Annotated in this window: 16 protein-coding genes and 1 tRNA gene; 6 read left to right on the forward strand and 11 right to left on the reverse strand. The window is 56.4% G+C overall.

The features are described 5' to 3' along the window. Positions 1-171: 171 nt before the first annotated feature. The 3 genes from cysI to RB620_RS08720 form a co-directional block, all read right to left on the reverse strand. Positions 172-1905: an assimilatory sulfite reductase (NADPH) hemoprotein subunit gene (cysI, locus tag RB620_RS08710; RefSeq protein ID WP_308093536.1), complete on the reverse strand. Its 1734-nt coding sequence runs from the start codon at positions 1903-1905 to the stop codon at positions 172-174. Between the two features lie 80 nt (positions 1906-1985). Beyond that, the gene (locus RB620_RS08715) at positions 1986-3860 is read right to left on the reverse strand and encodes an assimilatory sulfite reductase (NADPH) flavoprotein subunit (RefSeq protein ID WP_308093538.1); all 1875 of its coding nucleotides are present in this window, start codon (positions 3858-3860) and stop codon (positions 1986-1988) included. Positions 3861-4135: 275 nt separating this feature from the next. Then, on the reverse strand, positions 4136-4546 hold the full coding sequence (locus tag RB620_RS08720; RefSeq protein ID WP_308093540.1) for a c-type cytochrome: 411 nt from the start codon (positions 4544-4546) through the stop codon (positions 4136-4138). A gap of 139 nt (positions 4547-4685) precedes the next feature. Here RB620_RS08720 and tatC point away from each other — a divergent pair, with 139 nt between their 5' ends. Next, positions 4686-5411, forward strand: a complete 726-nt coding sequence (gene tatC, locus RB620_RS08725; protein WP_374121387.1) for a twin-arginine translocase subunit TatC — start codon at positions 4686-4688, stop codon at positions 5409-5411. 47 nt (positions 5412-5458) lie between these two features. Next, positions 5459-5668, forward strand: a complete 210-nt coding sequence (gene tatA, locus RB620_RS08730) for a twin-arginine translocase TatA/TatE family subunit (RefSeq protein ID WP_308093543.1) — start codon at positions 5459-5461, stop codon at positions 5666-5668. Positions 5669-5766: 98 nt separating this feature from the next. Here tatA and RB620_RS08735 read toward each other — a convergent pair whose 3' ends face one another. Next, complete coding sequence (locus RB620_RS08735; RefSeq protein ID WP_308093545.1) at positions 5767-7482, reverse strand: GMC family oxidoreductase; 1716 nt, start codon at positions 7480-7482, stop codon at positions 5767-5769. A 24-nt stretch (positions 7483-7506) separates the two neighbouring features. Further along, the gene (locus RB620_RS08740; RefSeq protein ID WP_308093773.1) at positions 7507-8283 is read right to left on the reverse strand and encodes a gluconate 2-dehydrogenase subunit 3 family protein; all 777 of its coding nucleotides are present in this window, start codon (positions 8281-8283) and stop codon (positions 7507-7509) included. A gap of 195 nt (positions 8284-8478) precedes the next feature. Here RB620_RS08740 and RB620_RS08745 point away from each other — a divergent pair, with 195 nt between their 5' ends. From RB620_RS08745 to gluQRS, 3 genes are all read left to right on the forward strand, one after another. Next, positions 8479-9189, forward strand: a complete 711-nt coding sequence (locus tag RB620_RS08745; RefSeq protein ID WP_308093546.1) for a hypothetical protein — start codon at positions 8479-8481, stop codon at positions 9187-9189. Positions 9190-9270: 81 nt separating this feature from the next. Next, a tRNA-Asp gene (locus RB620_RS08750) sits at positions 9271-9347 on the forward strand. Positions 9348-9432: 85 nt separating this feature from the next. After that, positions 9433-10422 (forward strand): tRNA glutamyl-Q(34) synthetase GluQRS, encoded by a 990-nt coding sequence (gene gluQRS, locus RB620_RS08755; RefSeq protein WP_308093547.1) that lies wholly within the window; start codon positions 9433-9435, stop codon positions 10420-10422. Positions 10423-10794: 372 nt separating this feature from the next. Here gluQRS and RB620_RS08760 read toward each other — a convergent pair whose 3' ends face one another. The 3 genes from RB620_RS08760 to RB620_RS08770 all read right to left on the reverse strand — a co-directional run bounded on the left by RB620_RS08760 (position 10795) and on the right by RB620_RS08770 (position 12164). Next, positions 10795-11079, reverse strand: coding sequence for a DUF2277 domain-containing protein (locus tag RB620_RS08760; protein WP_308093548.1), 285 nt, complete (start codon positions 11077-11079; stop codon positions 10795-10797). An 87-nt stretch (positions 11080-11166) separates the two neighbouring features. Then, a complete protein-coding gene (locus RB620_RS08765) occupies positions 11167-11565 on the reverse strand; it encodes a secondary thiamine-phosphate synthase enzyme YjbQ (RefSeq protein WP_308093549.1) in 399 nt (132 codons plus the stop codon). A gap of 2 nt (positions 11566-11567) precedes the next feature. Beyond that, positions 11568-12164 (reverse strand): DUF2087 domain-containing protein, encoded by a 597-nt coding sequence (locus RB620_RS08770; protein ID WP_308093550.1) that lies wholly within the window; start codon positions 12162-12164, stop codon positions 11568-11570. Between the two features lie 170 nt (positions 12165-12334). Here RB620_RS08770 and RB620_RS08775 point away from each other — a divergent pair, with 170 nt between their 5' ends. Continuing rightward, positions 12335-12565 carry a YczF family membrane protein gene (locus RB620_RS08775; RefSeq protein ID WP_308093552.1) on the forward strand — a complete coding sequence of 77 codons (231 nt, stop codon included), beginning with the start codon at positions 12335-12337 and terminating at the stop codon, positions 12563-12565. Here the strand turns inward: RB620_RS08775 and RB620_RS08780 are convergent. Genes RB620_RS08780 through RB620_RS08790 form a run of 3 tightly spaced genes read right to left on the reverse strand, consistent with a single transcriptional unit; the run spans position 12562 to position 16472 of the window. Then, positions 12562-13659, reverse strand: coding sequence for a GerAB/ArcD/ProY family transporter (locus RB620_RS08780; protein ID WP_308093553.1), 1098 nt, complete (start codon positions 13657-13659; stop codon positions 12562-12564). The genes RB620_RS08775 and RB620_RS08780 overlap by 4 nt on opposite strands. Before the next feature lie 31 nt (positions 13660-13690). Further along, positions 13691-14908 carry a Ger(x)C family spore germination protein gene (locus RB620_RS08785; RefSeq protein ID WP_308093555.1) on the reverse strand — a complete coding sequence of 406 codons (1218 nt, stop codon included), beginning with the start codon at positions 14906-14908 and terminating at the stop codon, positions 13691-13693. After that, entirely contained in the window at positions 14898-16472 is a 1575-nt protein-coding gene (locus tag RB620_RS08790) for a spore germination protein (protein ID WP_308093557.1), read from the reverse strand. The genes RB620_RS08785 and RB620_RS08790 overlap by 11 nt, the downstream gene beginning before the upstream one ends. Positions 16473-16616: the final 144 nt, after the last annotated feature.

Raw genomic sequence — 16616 nt, forward strand, 5'->3', positions numbered from 1 at the left:
CATCCTCCGCACCTATCCTCACGGACTAAGCACTATGTGTCGGCTATGTACTTCCGCCACCTGCGGTGTACTGGAGACTTTCACTCCTTAGTAGAGTGCGCTGCCAAGCGCACAAAAAAAGCACGGCTGTGCGTTGGACGCGCAGCCGTGCTTTTCGTTTATGGTTTCGAATCAACTATGGAAGTCTCGTCCGTCCGTGACCGACGATACGTACCCGCTGCGAACGACGAAGTCGCCGAAATGTTCGCCTTGCTCGCGATCCGCCGAATAGTGGTTCAGGATCGGCTTCAGCGTGTCGACGATTTCGTCTTCGCCTATGTTCTCGCGGTACAGCTTGCTCAGGCGATCGCCGGAGAAGGCTGCGCCCATATACATATTGTATTTGCCCGGGGATTTGCCGATGAAGGAAATCTCACCGAGCGCCGGGCGTCCGCAGCCGTTCGGGCAGCCCGTCATACGAATGTTGATGTCCTCGTCGCGCAGGCCCGCTTCGGTCAGAATCGGCTCCAGCCTGTCGATCAGCGTCGGCAGGTACCGTTCCGCTTCGGCCATGGCGAGACCGCATGTCGGCAAGGCAACGCAGGAGATCGAGCTGCGACGGATCGCGGCAAGCTCCCCGCCGTCGCCGATGCCGTATTGCTCAAGCAGCGCCGCGATTTGTTTTTTCTTCGCGCTCTTCATGTTGCCGAGCATCAGGTTCTGGTTCGCCGTTAGACGGAAGTCGCATGCGTGCAGCTTCGCGATTTCGCGAAGGCCGGTCATGAGCTTGCTGTCTTCCGTATCGATGATGCGCCCGCTCTGGACGTACATCGTGAAGTTCCAGGAACCGTTTTTGTTTTTGGTCCAGCCGTAACGGTCGCCCGTATTCTCGAAGTGGAACGGACGAGCAGGCTCCAGCTTCCAGCCGAGACGCTCCTCGAGTTCCTCCACGAACCACTCCAGACCGTGGCGGTCGATCGTATATTTGAACCGCGCGTACTTCCGTACGGAACGGTTGCCGTAATCGCGCTGGATCATGATCGTTTTCTCCGCGATGTCAAGCACTTGCTCGGGCTTCACGAAGCCGATCATCCTGCCTAGCTGCGGGTACGTGTTCGTGTCGCCGTGCGTCATGCCCATGCCGCCGCCCACCGTCACGTTAAACCCGATAAGCTTGCCCTTCTCCACGATGGCGATGTAGCCGAGATCCTGGGAGTACACGTCCACGTCGTTGGAAGGCGGAACGGCGATCCCGATCTTGAACTTCCGGGGCAAATAAACCGGACCGTAGATCGGCTCGACCGGATCGACGCCTTCGATCTTGGCCGCCTTCGGCACCTCGACCTTCTCGCCGTCCAGCCAAATCTCGTGGTAGGCCGGCGTCTTCGGCGCTAGATGCGTCGTGAGCGCTTCCGACCACTTGTGCACCTCGGCGTGAATGTCGGATTGCTCCGGATTCGGATTCGCCATGACGTTCCGGTTCACGTCGCCGCAAGCGGCGAGCGTCGTCAGCATCACGTCGTTGATATGGCGGATCGTCGCCTTCAAGTTCCACTTCAGCACGCCGTGAAGCTGGAAGGCTTGGCGAGTGGTCAGACGAATGTTGCCGCAGCCGTACTTCTGGGCCAGCGTGTCGATCGCGAGCCACTGCTCCGAAGTCGACACCCCGCCCGGGGTTACGACGCGAAGCATGAACTGGTACGAAGGCTCCAGCTTCTGCTTCTGGCGTTCGTTCCGCACGTCGCGGTCGTCCTGCATATAGCTGCCGTGAAACTTCATCAGGCGGTTGTCCAGCTCGCTCATGCCGCCCGTAATCCGGTTTGCAAGCGTTTCGACAAGCGAACCACGCAAATAGTTACTTTCGATCTTCAACTGTTCGACGTCGCTCGGCGGACCGCCGATCGGCTGTACTTTCTGTTTCGTCACTGCTGGGCAGCTCCTTTCCTATGCCCTGCGGGGCACGTTCGATCATAAAAATATGCGCAGGCGAGCGAAACGCTCGCCAATCAATAAACGTCGCGTTGGTAACGCCCGTTCGCTTGCAACTCCGACACGTACGCTGCGGCCGCTTCGGCGCTCATCCCGCCTTGCTGCTCCACGATCGTCAGAAGCGCCGCGTGAACGTCATGCGCCATATGTTTCTCGTCGCCGCAGACGTAGACATGCGCGCCTTCTTGCAGCCATGTATGCAGCTCGGCTGCGCGCTCCAGCATCCGGTGCTGCACGTACACTTTCTCTTCGCTGTCACGCGAGAACGCGACGTCCAGTTTCGTAAGAACGCCATCCTTCAGCATGCGCTGCCAGTCTGTCTGGTAGAGGAAGTCCGTCACGAAATGACGGTCCCCGTAGAACAACCACGTCTTGCCATCCGAACCGAGTTCCTCGCGCTCTTCCAGGAATGCGCGGAACGGCGCGACGCCCGTTCCCGGTCCGATCATGATGACCGGCGTTTCCGGGTTCGCCGGAAGCTTGAAGTTCGGATTGTTCTGGATAAAGATCGGCAGGGAGTCTCCCGCCTCGAGACGCTCCGATACTTGCACGGAGCATACGCCTCCGCGTTTCCGTCCATGTACTTCATACTCGACCTTGCGAATGGTGACATGCACTTCTTCCGGATTCGCCTTGTTGCTGCTCGCGATGGAGTAAAGGCGCGGAGGCAGCTTGCGCAAGATGGACGCGAGGTCCGCGCCAGTCAGCTTCCACGGCCCGAAGTCCTGCAGCAGATCCAGCAGATCCCGTCCGTTCGCGTATGCTTTAAACGCATCCTTGTTCTCTGCCTGCACCAGCTCGGCCAGTTTGCCGTTCTCCGTGAATGCAGCCGCCTTCTCCAGCAACGGACGCGTCAGCACCGTTATTTCGAGCTGGCGAAGAAGCGCGTTGCGAAGCTGGCCTTCTTCTCCGTCCTTGCCGGACACGACGTTCTCGCTTCCGTCCCACTTCATCTCGGCGATGATGGCATCGACAAGCGCGGGATCATTCTCCGGATAGATGCCGACGCAATCGCCCGGCTCGTACGTGAGACCGGAGCCTTCGAGCGAAATCTCCAAATGGCGGGTCTCGCGGTCCGAGCCGCGTCCGTTCAGGTTAATCGTCGTGAGCACTTCCGCCTTGAACGGATTGGAACGGGAATATTCCGATTCCGTTAAAGTCGCGGTTGCGCCCGCAGACGCGGCAGCTGCCGCTCCGGAAGCCGCCGCGCCTGCCGCAGGGGCGGCCGTTACCGCGTCGATGACGTTCGCGAGCCACTTCGAGGACGGACCGTCGAAGTCCACGTCACAATCGATACGGTCTACGATCCGTTCCGCGCCCAGCTCGGCAAGACGATTGTCGAAATCTTGTCCCGTCTTGCAGAAGAACTCATAGGACGTATCGCCTAGAGCAAGAACGGAGAATTTCATGCCGTCAAGCTTAGGCGCGCGTTTGCCGAACAGGAACTCGTAGAACGTAAGCGCGTTGTCGGGCGGATCGCCTTCTCCGTGCGTGCTCGCCACGATGAACAAGTACGGGGCTTTCTTCAGGCCGTTCGTTTTGAACGCGTTCATGGCCGACAGCGTTACTTCAAAGCCTTGTTCCTTCAGCTTGCCAGCCAGCTTGCCCGCGAGACGCTGCGAATTGCCCGTCTGCGATCCGAAGAGCACGGTCGCTTCGCGCGGCACGGCGGGAGCGACTGCAACCGCTTCCGCCGGAAGCGCCGAAGCGGCTGCCGCCGTTTCTGGTTCCTGCAATGCCACGGCGGATTCCGCCGACGCGGTTCCCGCCCGATAAAATGTCATATATCCGCTCAGCCACTGAATCTGCGCGTCCGTCAATGTCGGCAACAGCTTGTTAAGCAGCTCGACTTGCCCTTCCGTGAACGGACTGTTCGTCACCTTAAGTTGCAACTGCATCCACCTCGCATCAAATCTTTGCATATCAATTCCAAGTTTATCGGTATGAATTTATTCTGTACTAAAGCTACCATAGTCGCTAGTTTCGGTCAATGAAATATGCCGAATTCTGTCTATAAGAAATATTGAAGCCAAGCGTGAGCTTTTCTTATGATTGAGAGCGGCTGCAAACGTGACGCTTGATTCATCGGGCGCCAAAAAAAGCCGCTTCGACGACGATCAAGAGACCGATCGCCTCGAAACGGCTTTTTTTCCTTTGCGATACCACATTACTTCTTCGCCGCGAGCCAGCCGACGAGGGAATCAATCTCGGCGTCGGTCAGCTGACCTTTGAAGCCGGGCATCCCGCCGCCGCCCTTCACGATTTTGTCCTCGATCTGATCGGCCGTCATCTCGCCGCCAACCTTCTGCAAGTTCGGGCCGACACCTCCCGCGAGATCCGCGGCATGGCAGCCGATGCAGCTATTCTTGTAAATCTCCTCGGCCGCAGCCGCGTCGACCGTACCGCCGTTGCCCGCGTTACCCGCGTTGCCGGTCGCGTTCCCCGCGTTATTGCCCGCGTTGTTTACCCCGTTATTGTTTGTCGTTCCGTTGTTCCCGTTGCCTCCGCATGCAGCCAGGCTGATTGCGATAGCCAGCACGGATAGCCCCAATAACCATTTGTTCCGTTTCTTCATCATGCACACCTCATTCGCCGAAGATATGGTTACTTTTCCCGATCTGCCGCGCGGATATACGCGCCCCGCGGCGCATAAGGCGATTCGCTTTGGACAATCTTAAAGGAATGACATGGAAAATGAAAGGGGTGATCCCTTGGAGATGCAGGAGGATATCGTAGGCCATCTCGCCGAGCTCAGGAAACGGCTGATCCTCGTCATCGGGTGGTTCTTCGTTACGATGTGCGGTGGCCTGTATTTGTCCCCCCGAATCCTTCGTTACATCAAATCGGGCAACGTCTCGGCATCGGTGGAGTGGAACGTGTTCTCCTTCACGGACGGCCTCTTCATCTACCTGCGCTGCGCGTTTCTGTTCGCGATTCTGTTCACACTGCCCATCATGCTGTACCAGATCTGGGCATTCGTGCGGCCCGGCTTGACGGAGAGAGAGGCGAAGGGCACGCTCGCCTACGTCCCCGCGTCGTTCCTGCTCTTCTTGGCCGGCATTTCGTTCAGCTACTTTCTGGTTTTCCCGATGATGCTGCGGTTCATGATGCAGATGAACCACACCGTCGGGGCGGTAGAAACATACGGCATCGACAGGTATTTCGTCTTCCTCTTCAGCGTTGTATTCCCGCTCGGGGTCGCCTTCGAAATGCCGATCGTCATGCTGTTCCTGACGCGGCTCGGCGTTCTTACGCCGGAGAGGCTGAACGTCACGCGCAAATACGCTTACGTCGGTCTCGCCGTCGTCGGCTCGTGCATCTCGCCGCCGGACTTCGTGTCCCATCTGTCCGTTACAGTGCCGCTTATCCTTCTCTTCGAGATTAGCGCGCTGCTGTCCAGACGGTATTCGAAACGGATGTCCGCCAGCCCAACCCCAACCTGACGCAACCAACCAACTTTGCTTCACCCATTACGAAAGGAGCTGCTTCTATGTTCAACAACATCGGCGTTTCCGGGTTGATCATTATTTTGCTCATCGCGCTTATCGTCTTCGGTCCGTCCAAGCTCCCCATGCTTGGCCGGGCGTTCGGCGACACGCTGCGCGAATTCCGCAGTTCGACGCGCGGAATCGTGGAAGAAGATACGCCAAGCACGGCCGCCGTGATCGAAAACAAGGACGAGTTGCAAAAGCTGCTGTAGCCCGCCCAAGCTCGTCGGACAACAAGAAGGGCCTCTTCCGCCATGGAGGAGGCCCTTCTTCTTATTTGGTCTAAGCGGGATTCGACGATATCCCCCGATCACACGAGCGTGCCGCCCTTCTCCCTATACTTCAGGATGCCTTCCGCCGTCCGGTACGCGAGCGCGCCGACCGTTCCCGTCGGGTTGTAACCCGCATTTTGCGGGAAAGAGCTCGCTCCTACGACGAAGACGTTGTCCGCATCCCACATCTGGCTGTAGTTGTTGACCGCCGAGGTCGCGGGATCCGCCCCCATAATAACGCCGCCCGTGTTGTGCGTGGACTGGTACGTCATAATTTCGTACGGGCCGAGATCCTTCAAATAATCGACATGGTCCGCTCCCATCTCCTTCATGATATCGGAGCTGCGCTCAGCCAAATATTTGGCCAGCTCGCGGTCCTGATCCTCGAAGTCGAACGTAATGCGCATGAGCGGATCGCCGTAGGCGTCCTTGTACGTGGGGTCCAAGTCGAGAAAATGATGTTTGTACGACATCGACGCGCCTTGCCCTCCGATGCCGAGCGTCCGGTAGGCGTAATGGAGCGACTTCGCCTTAAATTCCTTGCCCCATGTCGGCGTGCCGGACGGCACCGCGTTGTTCTGGATCGGACGCGCGCCGGTTTGCGACAGCGCGATGACGCCGCCGTGCAGAAACTTCAGGTCGGAATGGTCGAAGTTGTCGCCGTTATAATCGTCGATGGACACGCCGAGGGAACCCGCCCCCGAGTAGGTATTGAACTGCTGCTTCTCGAAAAAACCCGCCGCGCTGCCCTTGATGACTTGGTAGGCGTAGTTTTTGCCGATGACGCCCTTGCCCGTCGCCGGATCGTAACGCTTGCCGAGCTCCGACATCAGCAGGAGGCGCACGTTATTGAAGACATAACTCGTGACGACGACGATGTCCGCCGGCTGCACGATTTCTTCCCCGGTCGTCACGTCCGTGTACATGACCCCCGTCGCCTTGCCGCTCTTATGCAAAATGCGGCGAACGTTCGAATGGGTGCGAATCTGGAACTTGCCGGTTTTATTCGCGACGGGAATGACCGTCACGACGGGATCCGCCTTCGCGCCGTACTCGCAGCCGAAGCGTTCGCAATAGCCGCAATATTGGCAGGCCGCCCTGGAGATTCCGTCCGGGTTCGTGTAGTTGTCCGACAGATTGGCCGACGGCATCATGTACGGATTCAGGTTCATCTTCTTCGTGGCGTCCGCGAATAACTGCAGCGCCGGCGACTTCTTCATCGGCGGCGTCGGGTACGGATTGCTGCGGGCGCCTCCCAGCGGATTCGGCTCGCCCGAAATGCCTGCCATCATTTCGAACTTGTCGTAATAAGGCTCCAGCTCGTCGTACGTGATGCCCCAATCCTGAATAGTCATCTCGGCAGGTATCTTGGCTTTGCCGTACCGTTCGATCGTCTTGCTGCGCATTTCGAAATCGTACGGAAGGAAGCGGTACGTCTGCCCGTTCCAATGCACGCCCGACCCGCCGAGACCGTCTCCGAGCAAGAACGAACCGTACGATCTCATGGGCAGCGCCCTGATCTTCTCGTTGCTTCGGAAAGTGATGGTTTCCTTCGACAGATCCTGCATCATCTCGTACCGCAGCGCGTAACGCAATTCATCGTGCACCATAAAATAATCCTCGGTCTTGCGGTCCTTGCCCCGCTCCAGGCCGACGACGTTCAAGCCGGCTTTCGTCAGCTCGGCCGCGATGATGCCGCCGCTCCAGCCGACTCCGATAATGACGACATCCGTTTTCGGTAATGTTTTGGCCATATTCGCCGCTGTCCCTCCGCTTCGCTAATGGGCCATATGATCTTGAAGGCTGATCGGGTCCATCTTCGTATAGTCCTTGTCGATTGAAGCCGAATAACTCATCTGATTGCCGGGATATCCGCGCATCCGCCAGCCGTTCATGTCCAGATTGCCGCCGTACAAAGGATCGCTGTATGCGCCTTCGAGCGTATTCGTTCGCAGCATCTTGAAGAAGCTGCTCGCCGAAATGGTCGTCAGCTTCACCGCGTCCGACTCGAATGCCTTCAGCACCTCGTCCTGCTCCTCCGGCGCAAGCTCGGCGAAGCCCTTCTGATACTGCGTGAGGCTGTAGTTGCTCATTTCCTTAATGCCGATCTCGAAAATTTCGCGGCGCTTCAGCCGGCCTTGATACCCCTGCTCCTTCTCCCCCGCGTAGAACGGCGCCTGCATATAGTCGCGTCCGTTGAAGCCCCAATCCCCCGCGAGCTGATGGTCGATGAAAAAAGCGACGCCGAGCGCCTTCGCGCCGGGTCCGTTCTCGTCCTCCGGGAAAATCCGCTCCGTTGCGCTTTCCACGACGCGGAACTGCTCCTGCGTGAGGAACATGAGCGCCCGGTTGTAGTTCTTAGGCTCCGCGGCAGCGTTGTCTACTTTGCCCGGTTCACCGGTAGGCGCGGGGGTGTCGCCTTCATTGTTCGCGCAGCCGATCAGCGAGCTCAACGCGCCGCCGAGCGCGAGGGTGCCGAGCGTGTAACCCGTCGTCTTCAGGAATTGGCGGCGAGAGTTGTTTTTGGCATCGGGGACGGACGGCGGCTTTTCCATCGTGGTAACCGCGGCGCTGCCCGCTTCTTTTTTATTCAGGTCATTCTCCTTGTCGGTCGAATCCAAACGATACACCTCCTGAATCGTAATGGTTGCGTTCCGGCTTATTATTTTCCATGTCATCATGAATATTCATTTCATGGAAAAGCTCATCCTAAGCTAAGCAACAGTCATAAAGATGGAGGATGATGACGAATGACAACTACGCGTATATGGCTCGCGGGAGCAATGGTCGCGGCGCTGGCCGCCATGCTGCTGATGAGCGGCTGCAATGCGGCGATGGACTCCGATAAGACGGACATCGAGGCCCACTCCGTCGATCACGAAGGGCACGCGAAGATGCTGCGGGATCCGAACGTCATTCCGAGCGAGAACGGAATCAAGCAGCAGACGACGAATCGCCAGGGCAGCACTACGAACGGCATGGGCACTTCCGTCTATAGCACGATCGGCAGCTCCGGCCTGCACGCGACCGGTTTCTCCGCGCATTTGGAATCCCGGCTGAGCGGCGCGGGCATCCCGGACGTCAAGGTATTCGTCTTCGACGATACGGTCGTGCTCGCCACGGCGAAACGTACGGCGTCCGCCTCGCATTACGACAGCGTGCAGATGAAGCTTCTAAGTCCGACCGAAGGCTTATCCGGACAAGGAACGGCGCCGGGTCAAGGCCTCGGCGGCATGAGCGGCACGGATGAGTCCGCGCATGACAATCTGTCGATGGCTGCCGAACAGATCAAAGGTTTTATGGGCGGAGGAGACGTGCGGGTGCTAACCGTCGAGAGCGACAAAGCCGTTCGGATGATCGACAAAATCCGGAAGGACGCAACCGCGGCGAAGCTGTCGCCGGCGATGGTGGCGGCCGACATTCGCTCGCTGCTGGAGCTGGTTCAGCGCGGAGGACGCTAGCCCTAAAAAAGAAGCTTGCCAAAACTTGTCCTATCGTGATAAGATACTTCTTGTGTCTGCGAGACACAAACTTTGAAGTGTGGAGCCGTGGTGTAGAGGCCTAACATGCCTGCCTGTCACGCAGGAGACCGCGGGTTCGAATCCCGTCGGCTCCGCCATTTGAAGTTCATACATACGATTTATACCTAACAGAGCGGCGATGCTGCTCTTTTTTTGCATTCCGAGGGAGTGTGGGACAAGTCCATGTCTGATGCATCTAACCTTCAAAATAGAATCCGCCGCGGGCGATTCGCGCCTACGCCATCCGGGCTGCTGCATATCGGAAACGCCTTCGCCGCGCTTGCTGCCTGGCTGCAAATCCGGCAAGCCGGAGGCGAGTTTCTGCTGCGGATCGAGGATATCGACAAACCGAGGTCGCGCCCTGCTTTCGCCGATCAACAGCAGGACGACCTGTTGTGGCTCGGCCTGGACTGGGACGAGGGACCGCGAGTCGGCGGACCGCACACCCACTACGAGCAGAGCAAACGCGAAGAGCTATACGAAGCCGCGCTGGATCAGCTTCGTCTAGCCGGGAAGCTGTACCCTTGTTATTGCAGCCGTGCGGAGCTTGCTTCCATCGCCAGCGCCCCGCACGGCTTGTCGTCCGAAGGCGCAGCTTACCCCGGTTTCTGCAGCCAACTTACAGAGGAGGAGCAGGCAGCCAAGGCGATCGCCAAAGAACCCGCCATCCGCTTCAGGATGCCGGGCGCTCCGATTTCGTTCATGGACGCTTTTGCGGGCAAACAAACCTACGACGGCGACGCGCTGGGAGACTTCGTCGTGAAACGCGCCGACGGCATGTTCAGCTATCAGCTTGCGGTCGTCGTCGACGATGCGGCCATGGGAATAACGGACGTGGTTCGCGGAGCGGATCTGCTTGACTCCACGCCTAGGCAGCTTGCCCTCTACGCAGCGCTCGACCTTCGGCCGCCGGCCTTCGCCCATGTGCCGCTGCTCGGCGACGCCGGCGGCGAGCGGCTGTCCAAGCGGAATAAGTCGCTTACTTTGGCGGCGCTGCGAGAGGAGGGGGTGAGGCCCGAACGACTCATCGGGCTGATCGGTTACGTGGCGGGATGGTTGGAGGCACCGGAGGCAGCCAGCGCTGCCGAGCTGATCCCTCGTTTCGCCCCGCTCCGCACCGGCCACGAGCCTCTGCCGATCGGCGATGACTTGCTGCGCTGGCTACGGCAGTAGCATCGCATAGCATCGCAACCTTCATCAACAGTCGACATCAAAGCGCCCGGACTCGAGAGAGCCGGGCGCTTGTCGCCTAAAGATACAATTCGATGGCAATCGTTTGAGATGGCTAACGGCTACAATAGCCTTTATTCGTCTCAAATCGGCTGTTCACAAATTCTAACGGAGCTGGAGACTGCAATTGGCAATCAAACATGGCCATTTCCATTGAAATCCGTCCAATAAGTGCGCGTAGCTCCGTTAGAATTTTAAAAAAGGCCTAATAGGCAGAATAACGGCGGTGCGCTCCGTTAGCCCTCCGATCGATAAGGAGTATGATTTGAGTGAGCGCCGAAGTCGCGATGGTTACGGTCATTTCGGAGCGATCTTCTAGTCGTCCGCAGGTTTTATGCCGAACCGCTTCGCGTTGCGTTCGCGGGCGCGTTCGATCTCGGTCTCGCGGTTGCGCGGCTCCGAGTTTGTGACAAGCGAGTCCAGCAGTCGCTGGGAAACTTCCGTCACTTCCGCCACTGCACGGCGGAAAGCCTCTTCATTTGCTTTGGAGGGCTGGATGAAGCCCGATATTTTCCGAACGTACTGCAAGGCTGCCGCCTCTATCTCGTCAGGCGTCGCCGCGGGTTCGAAATTAAACAGCTGCTTGATATTTCTGCACATGGTTTATTGCCTCCTCGTGTCCGGCCTGTTTACCGGCAAATCGCTAGTCCGCGGAAGATTGCCCTTTTCGATTCCGTATTCAAAGTCCTAGCCGCCAATAACCTTCACCATAAACTTCCGTCTGCGCGGTCCGTCGAATTCGCAGAAGTAGATGCCTTGCCACGTTCCGAGCACAAGCTTCCGCTCGTGAACGAGGACCGTCTGGCTCGTCCCCGTTGTAATCGCCTTCAGATGCGCCGCTGTATTGCCCTCGGCATGCCGGTCGAGCGGATGCTCCCACGGATACAGCTCGTCGAAGCGCCGCAGCACGTCCCGCACGACGTCGGGGTCGGCGTTCTCGTTAATGGCCATGCCCGCCGTCGTATGCGGGCAATATACGATCGCGTATCCCTCGCGCACGCCGCTCTCCCGCACCGCCTCCCGCACGAAATCCGTTACGTCGATCATCCCGTCCCTGCTTGTCGTGGAGATTTCGAACGTTCTCATCGTTATTTCAGCTCCTCCCACTTCGTCCACAACTCGCGCGGGTTCAATTCGTACGTCTCGTTCTCGCGGAACATGAACTGGTGCATAATAAACTCCCTGCGAATCGTCGCGAAATCGTTATGATAAAGTTTAATGAACGCGTTAATCTCCGATTCCCCGTACTCGCGCCCGCTCTCCAGCTTGGAGACGACATGCTCCAGCACGATCAGCTTCTTCTTCAGCTGGCTCGGAATGCTCTTCAGCTTCCCGTCCGCTGCGAAGAAATTCCGGATGACCGATTCCTTCACGCGTACGTACTCTTCTTGTTCCATAACATCCTCTCCCCTCGATTTGAATATTAGCCTTTCCACACCAGCCGCCCCTTGCTTCAAAAAATAGGGATTCAAACAAAAATAGATCGTGTTTTTGTCTCGTCTCTCATGAATGAGACTCGCTTCCCTCAGCTTCGCCGCGTGGAACGTGATCGTCGCCGGCGTTACGGACAGCTTCTCCGCCAGCACCTGCCCGTTCAGTTCGCCATCGGCGAGCAGGACGAGCATTCGAACCCGAGTCACGTCGGACAACGCTTTATGGTATTTCACGACTTTATCCAGCTGCATGGCGCCATCCGCCTTTCGAAAGTTAATTTAACAATAATCTAATTAGATATATATTAAATTACATGAGCGAGAGCTGTTTGTCAATCGCCAGTCAAGCTCTTTCCGAATGAAAATAGGCCGGGATTCTCATAATAGATTCAATACTTTTGGATTCGGAGGTTGGCAGGAAATTGAGGATTATTCTACTATCGTTGACGCTCTTCCTTCTTAGCGTCGGTTTTGTCTTTGCGATGGATCTGCTGGTGGGATTTCCAGTACACGTGTCGTTCAGCAACATATGGCTGCCGTACGAATCGATGGTGGGCGAGGAAATTGCCGTGCTCGTTCTCCTCTTTCTGTATTCGGCGGCTCACTACGCGTACATTCATTTCAGAAAAAAGAAAAAGGCTCAGCAACGCTAGCGGCTAGCCCCTAGCCGTTGGCGCACCATCGCCGCGATCAGCAGGAAGCCGGGCAGAATCGCCCCGAACAACATAAACATCGTATATAATAGAATATCTCCTTCCTCGATTTGTTCAGCGAAATCACCCGACAGCATAACGGAGATCAATAAAATGATGATACCCGCCGGCTGAACGAGCTTCCGGTAATCCGAAATTCGGAATACATCCGTGATCGACATGACGGCAGCATAATAAAAGATGGCTACCTTAAAAAAATCCCCAATAATGAGCGTCAGAACGACAATGACGTCCAGCCGCTGAATGAATTCGCCGATGTTGATCAGGCTGATCGTATTCCGCAAAGGAAACGTGGACCGAGCTGCGATATCCGCGCCAAGCACGGCAATATTCAGCGAGGTCGTGTAGCTCAAGAGAAAGCTGCTGAGCAGCACGGCAACGAATCCCGCTCGAATGCCTTGACGCATCCGATTCAAATAGGGCAGCACCATCGTGAAACATACCACTTCTTCATGGGGGAACTGGAACGTCTGCTTCAGTGTCGTCTCGATGACGGGACCGAGGCCGTTGCCCAATACGGGCAGCAGCCGTTTGACATCGATGACACCGGCAAAAAACAGCAAGAAACTACTGATAACGCCGAGCACGATCAGAATGAACAAAAAAATCTGCCCCGTTCTCGCCAATACCTCGATTCCTTTTGTTAACACGTAACCTATGGATACGATCATAATCGCGTTAATAGCGATTACGGGGGTCTGGTCAAGAACCGAGCTTGCGATCAAATCGCCTCCCTCTCGCAAATCCCTTGCGGCGCCATGAATGAAAAAGAGGACATACAGAAGCCCGATCGCTCCCCCTGTCCATTTCCCCAGTATTTTTCTGACATATCCGGTGAGCGGAAGCTCCGGGTAACGACGGTATAACGAGACGTAGACCCAAAACAAGGCCATGCCGCCGAGCGATCCGAGCAATATCGTAAGCCATGCGTCTTTTTCCGCTTTCATGGCCAATACGCGCAAGATCGAAGTTCCCATGTCGAACAGCACGATTAACGAAAATAGCTGGCCCGGGCCGATCTTTGCTTTCTCCATTTCGATTCACCGCTCTCTGTCCTTCGATTTACTATTGCTTCGGCTCAGGCTGCTTTTCTTTGAACATGTATGGCCTCGCCACCATTCCCGTTCTTCGGATCGACGAATCGACCTCTATTTCCACCTTGCAGGACGGAAAGATGTTCGCCCAGTCCTCCTCCATCGTTTTCCAAACCTTCGGATTGGACCGCTCCAACGCTTCCCCGAAACCTACGACATCCGTTTTCAGCTCTTGGGCTTTCTTTACGCCCGCCAGCACGATTCGGCTTGTTTCCTCGTTCCACTTCTGCTCGAAATCGCGGATCGTTGCCGACTTGCTCAAATCGACGGAACACATCGCTTCCTCAATGAACCCGACTTGGTGGATATGAATGTTCATCTCGGGACGTTCGCCCGCAAGTCTGGCATTCAACTTGATTTTCGAATGAAGGAGCTCGATCGCCACGGCGTCGCTAATGTCTTCGCAATCGACATTAACCACCGTGCTTTTTATTTTATTGTTGAGCCAAGTAATGCCCCGAGCCGCGTCTCCGTTTGCCCAGCCGGCAAGCTTCCCATCCTTGAATAGAGCCATACCGCTCGCCAGCAGTTGGGAGGGAGGGGTTGTTCGTTTCAGGTTGTTGACGCCTTGTCCGGTTTGTATGCTGCCCGTAAGCTTGATTCCGCTTATAACGGTACTTTTCTCTTTGCTCATCAGACCGCGGATGATATCCGTGATCTCCGTCTCGAAGCCTTCGCCAAGCACCTTGCCCGAAACTTTCAATTTGCCTAACAACGCATTGGCGGGAATGAGTTCGAGCGGGGTAACCGTTCGCAAGATCGATTCGGCAGTCGTGCGTTTGGCGATGAAGACACGCGTCGTCATGCGGGGTTCGGGATCCCGCTCCATTAGATCGAACACTTCCCCGATGCTTTCCTTTGCCAGCTCTTCCCCGATGACGAGTACGCGCAAATGCTGGCCGGTTATTCTGCGGGGAACCAGCTTGGACGCTTTTCTTACCGCTTCCAGCAATGTCTTTCCCGTCCCCGAATAGACGACGACCGGCGTGTTGCCTGCTGCTTTGAGGCCCGCGATTTCCTGGGCGTTTACAAGCTGGAAAGAGAACCGGTATTCTTTTTTGCCGGGTACTTTGTCGACTCCTTCGGCCAAAGCCAGGGACAAATCGTTCATCTCCCGGTAATTCCAGCAGCCTGTCAACATAAACAGGATAAGCCCCGCGCAAACGGAAATCCCGAATTTACGATTCACGTTGTCCGCCTCCTTTGGCCGATTGCGAACGATTCTCTTGCATTTTGTTGGGTACGCGCAACAACGTATCCTTCTGGCCGTTCAGTCCAAACGGGGCGAACGGCGATAGATAAGGCGTGCCGAACGAACGCAGGCTGGCCAAATGCGCCACGAGCAGGATCACACCCATAATGACCCCGTAGAAACCAAACGTAGCCGCGGCGATCATCATCGGGAATCGGATGATTCGGGATGAAGTGGATAACGTGAATCCGGGTATCGTGAAGCTGGCAATGCCGGTAAAGGCAACGATAATTACCATCATCGCCGTTACGATTCCGGCCTCGACGGCAGCTTGCCCGAGCACGATCGCCCCGACGATGGATACGGCTTGTCCTATCGCCCTGGGCATGCGCGTGCCCGCCTCCCGTATGATTTCAAACGCTACCTCCATCAGCATGGCCTCGAATAACACGGGGAGCGGCACGCCTTCCCGTTGAGCCAGCAAATTGATGGCAAGCGGCGTCGGTATCATCTCTTGATGATGGGTGGTTACCGCAATATAAGCCGAAGGCAGCAGAATCAGGATAAAGAAGCTGAAGTATCGGATCATCCGCAGGAATACGGCAAAGTCGGCCCGCTGGTAATAATCATCGGCCGCTTTGAAGAAATGGGAAAAGGTCGTCGGCAAGATGAGCGTGTTCGGCGTTCCGTCCACAAGCACGGCAATGCGCCCTTCCAGCAAGTTGCAAGACGCAATATCGGGACGTTCCGTATTGTACACGGTCGGAAAAGGCGTTAATGTCTCGTCCTCGATCAATTGTTCGACGATACCGGATTCGAGCACGGCATCAACTTGTATATCTTTAAGACGGCTTCTGACTTCTTCGACAAGCTTGTCGTCCGCGATGCCATGCAAATACAACATGGACACCTCCGTTTGCGACACGGTTCCGATTCGCATCGTTTCCAGCCAGAGATTCGGACTTTTTAATCTGCGCCTGATCAGCGAAACGTTGGTCCCGATCGATTCGGTGAAGCTGTCTCTGGGACCGCGAATGTTGACTTCCGTGATCGGCTCCGAGATGTCACGCCGTTCGCCTCCCCTCAAATTAGCGATGATGCTGCCCGCGCAACCGTCGACCATGATCACCGTGTCTCCCGACAATAGAGCGTACAACATGTCGTTCCAATTATGCTGCATTTTAACGTCGCCGACGGTCAACGACCTTTGCCATATCGCTTCGAAGATTTTTTGGCGGTCGCCCGCATGTTGATTTTCGAGTTCTTCCGGTTGTTCCATAATCGAGCTGGAGGTGAACTCGTTTATTTTATCCGTGTCCGTCAGCCCTTCCATATACACGGCCGCAACCGGGACATGCGGAAAGTTCGCCATAGCGAAGTAACGGATGATCAGATCGGGACTGTTGCCGAGCTGCCTCCTGATCCGCTCGACCGTAACATCAAGCTTCTGTTCGATCGTGGATGTGTCCTTGCGGAAACCTTCCTCGCGGACGGAATCTTTATGTTTATTGTTCCGTTTCTTTCCTAGCAACCAGCCGAACAGAAGCAACATGTTTTTCATAGCAACCTCCGTTTGATGCGATCAACGAATAGTTTGCTAAATTTTCCTTTCCGATATTCGCCATCCTGACAATCCATGGCTCGTCCCTTGACGAGGAAAACAGAACGGCAGCCGCGTGCCTGCACGCGGCTGCCGGAATCGCCT

Source organism: Paenibacillus sp. LHD-117 (assembly GCF_030929555.1).
Classification (GTDB): Bacteria; Bacillota; Bacilli; order Paenibacillales; family Paenibacillaceae; genus Pristimantibacillus.

Bases quoted from the DNA above. Each gene is read 5' to 3' on its own strand.
- RB620_RS08720 (WP_308093540.1), bottom strand. From the start codon at position 4,546: ATGATGAAGAAACGGAACAAATGGTTATTGGGGCTATCCGTGCTGGCT.
- tatC (WP_374121387.1), top strand. From the start codon at position 4,686: ATGCAGGAGGATATCGTAGGCCATCTCGCCGAGCTCAGGAAACGGCTG.
- tatA (WP_308093543.1), top strand. From the start codon at position 5,459: ATGTTCAACAACATCGGCGTTTCCGGGTTGATCATTATTTTGCTCATC.
- RB620_RS08735 (WP_308093545.1), bottom strand. From the start codon at position 7,482: ATGGCCAAAACATTACCGAAAACGGATGTCGTCATTATCGGAGTCGGC.
- RB620_RS08740 (WP_308093773.1), bottom strand. From the start codon at position 8,283: ATGGAAAAGCCGCCGTCCGTCCCCGATGCCAAAAACAACTCTCGCCGC.
- RB620_RS08745 (WP_308093546.1), top strand. From the start codon at position 8,479: ATGACAACTACGCGTATATGGCTCGCGGGAGCAATGGTCGCGGCGCTG.
- gluQRS (WP_308093547.1), top strand. From the start codon at position 9,433: ATGTCTGATGCATCTAACCTTCAAAATAGAATCCGCCGCGGGCGATTC.
- RB620_RS08760 (WP_308093548.1), bottom strand. From the start codon at position 11,079: ATGTGCAGAAATATCAAGCAGCTGTTTAATTTCGAACCCGCGGCGACG.
- RB620_RS08765 (WP_308093549.1), bottom strand. From the start codon at position 11,565: ATGAGAACGTTCGAAATCTCCACGACAAGCAGGGACGGGATGATCGAC.
- RB620_RS08770 (WP_308093550.1), bottom strand. From the start codon at position 12,164: ATGCAGCTGGATAAAGTCGTGAAATACCATAAAGCGTTGTCCGACGTG.
- RB620_RS08780 (WP_308093553.1), bottom strand. From the start codon at position 13,659: ATGGAGAAAGCAAAGATCGGCCCGGGCCAGCTATTTTCGTTAATCGTG.
- RB620_RS08790 (WP_308093557.1), bottom strand. From the start codon at position 16,472: ATGAAAAACATGTTGCTTCTGTTCGGCTGGTTGCTAGGAAAGAAACGG.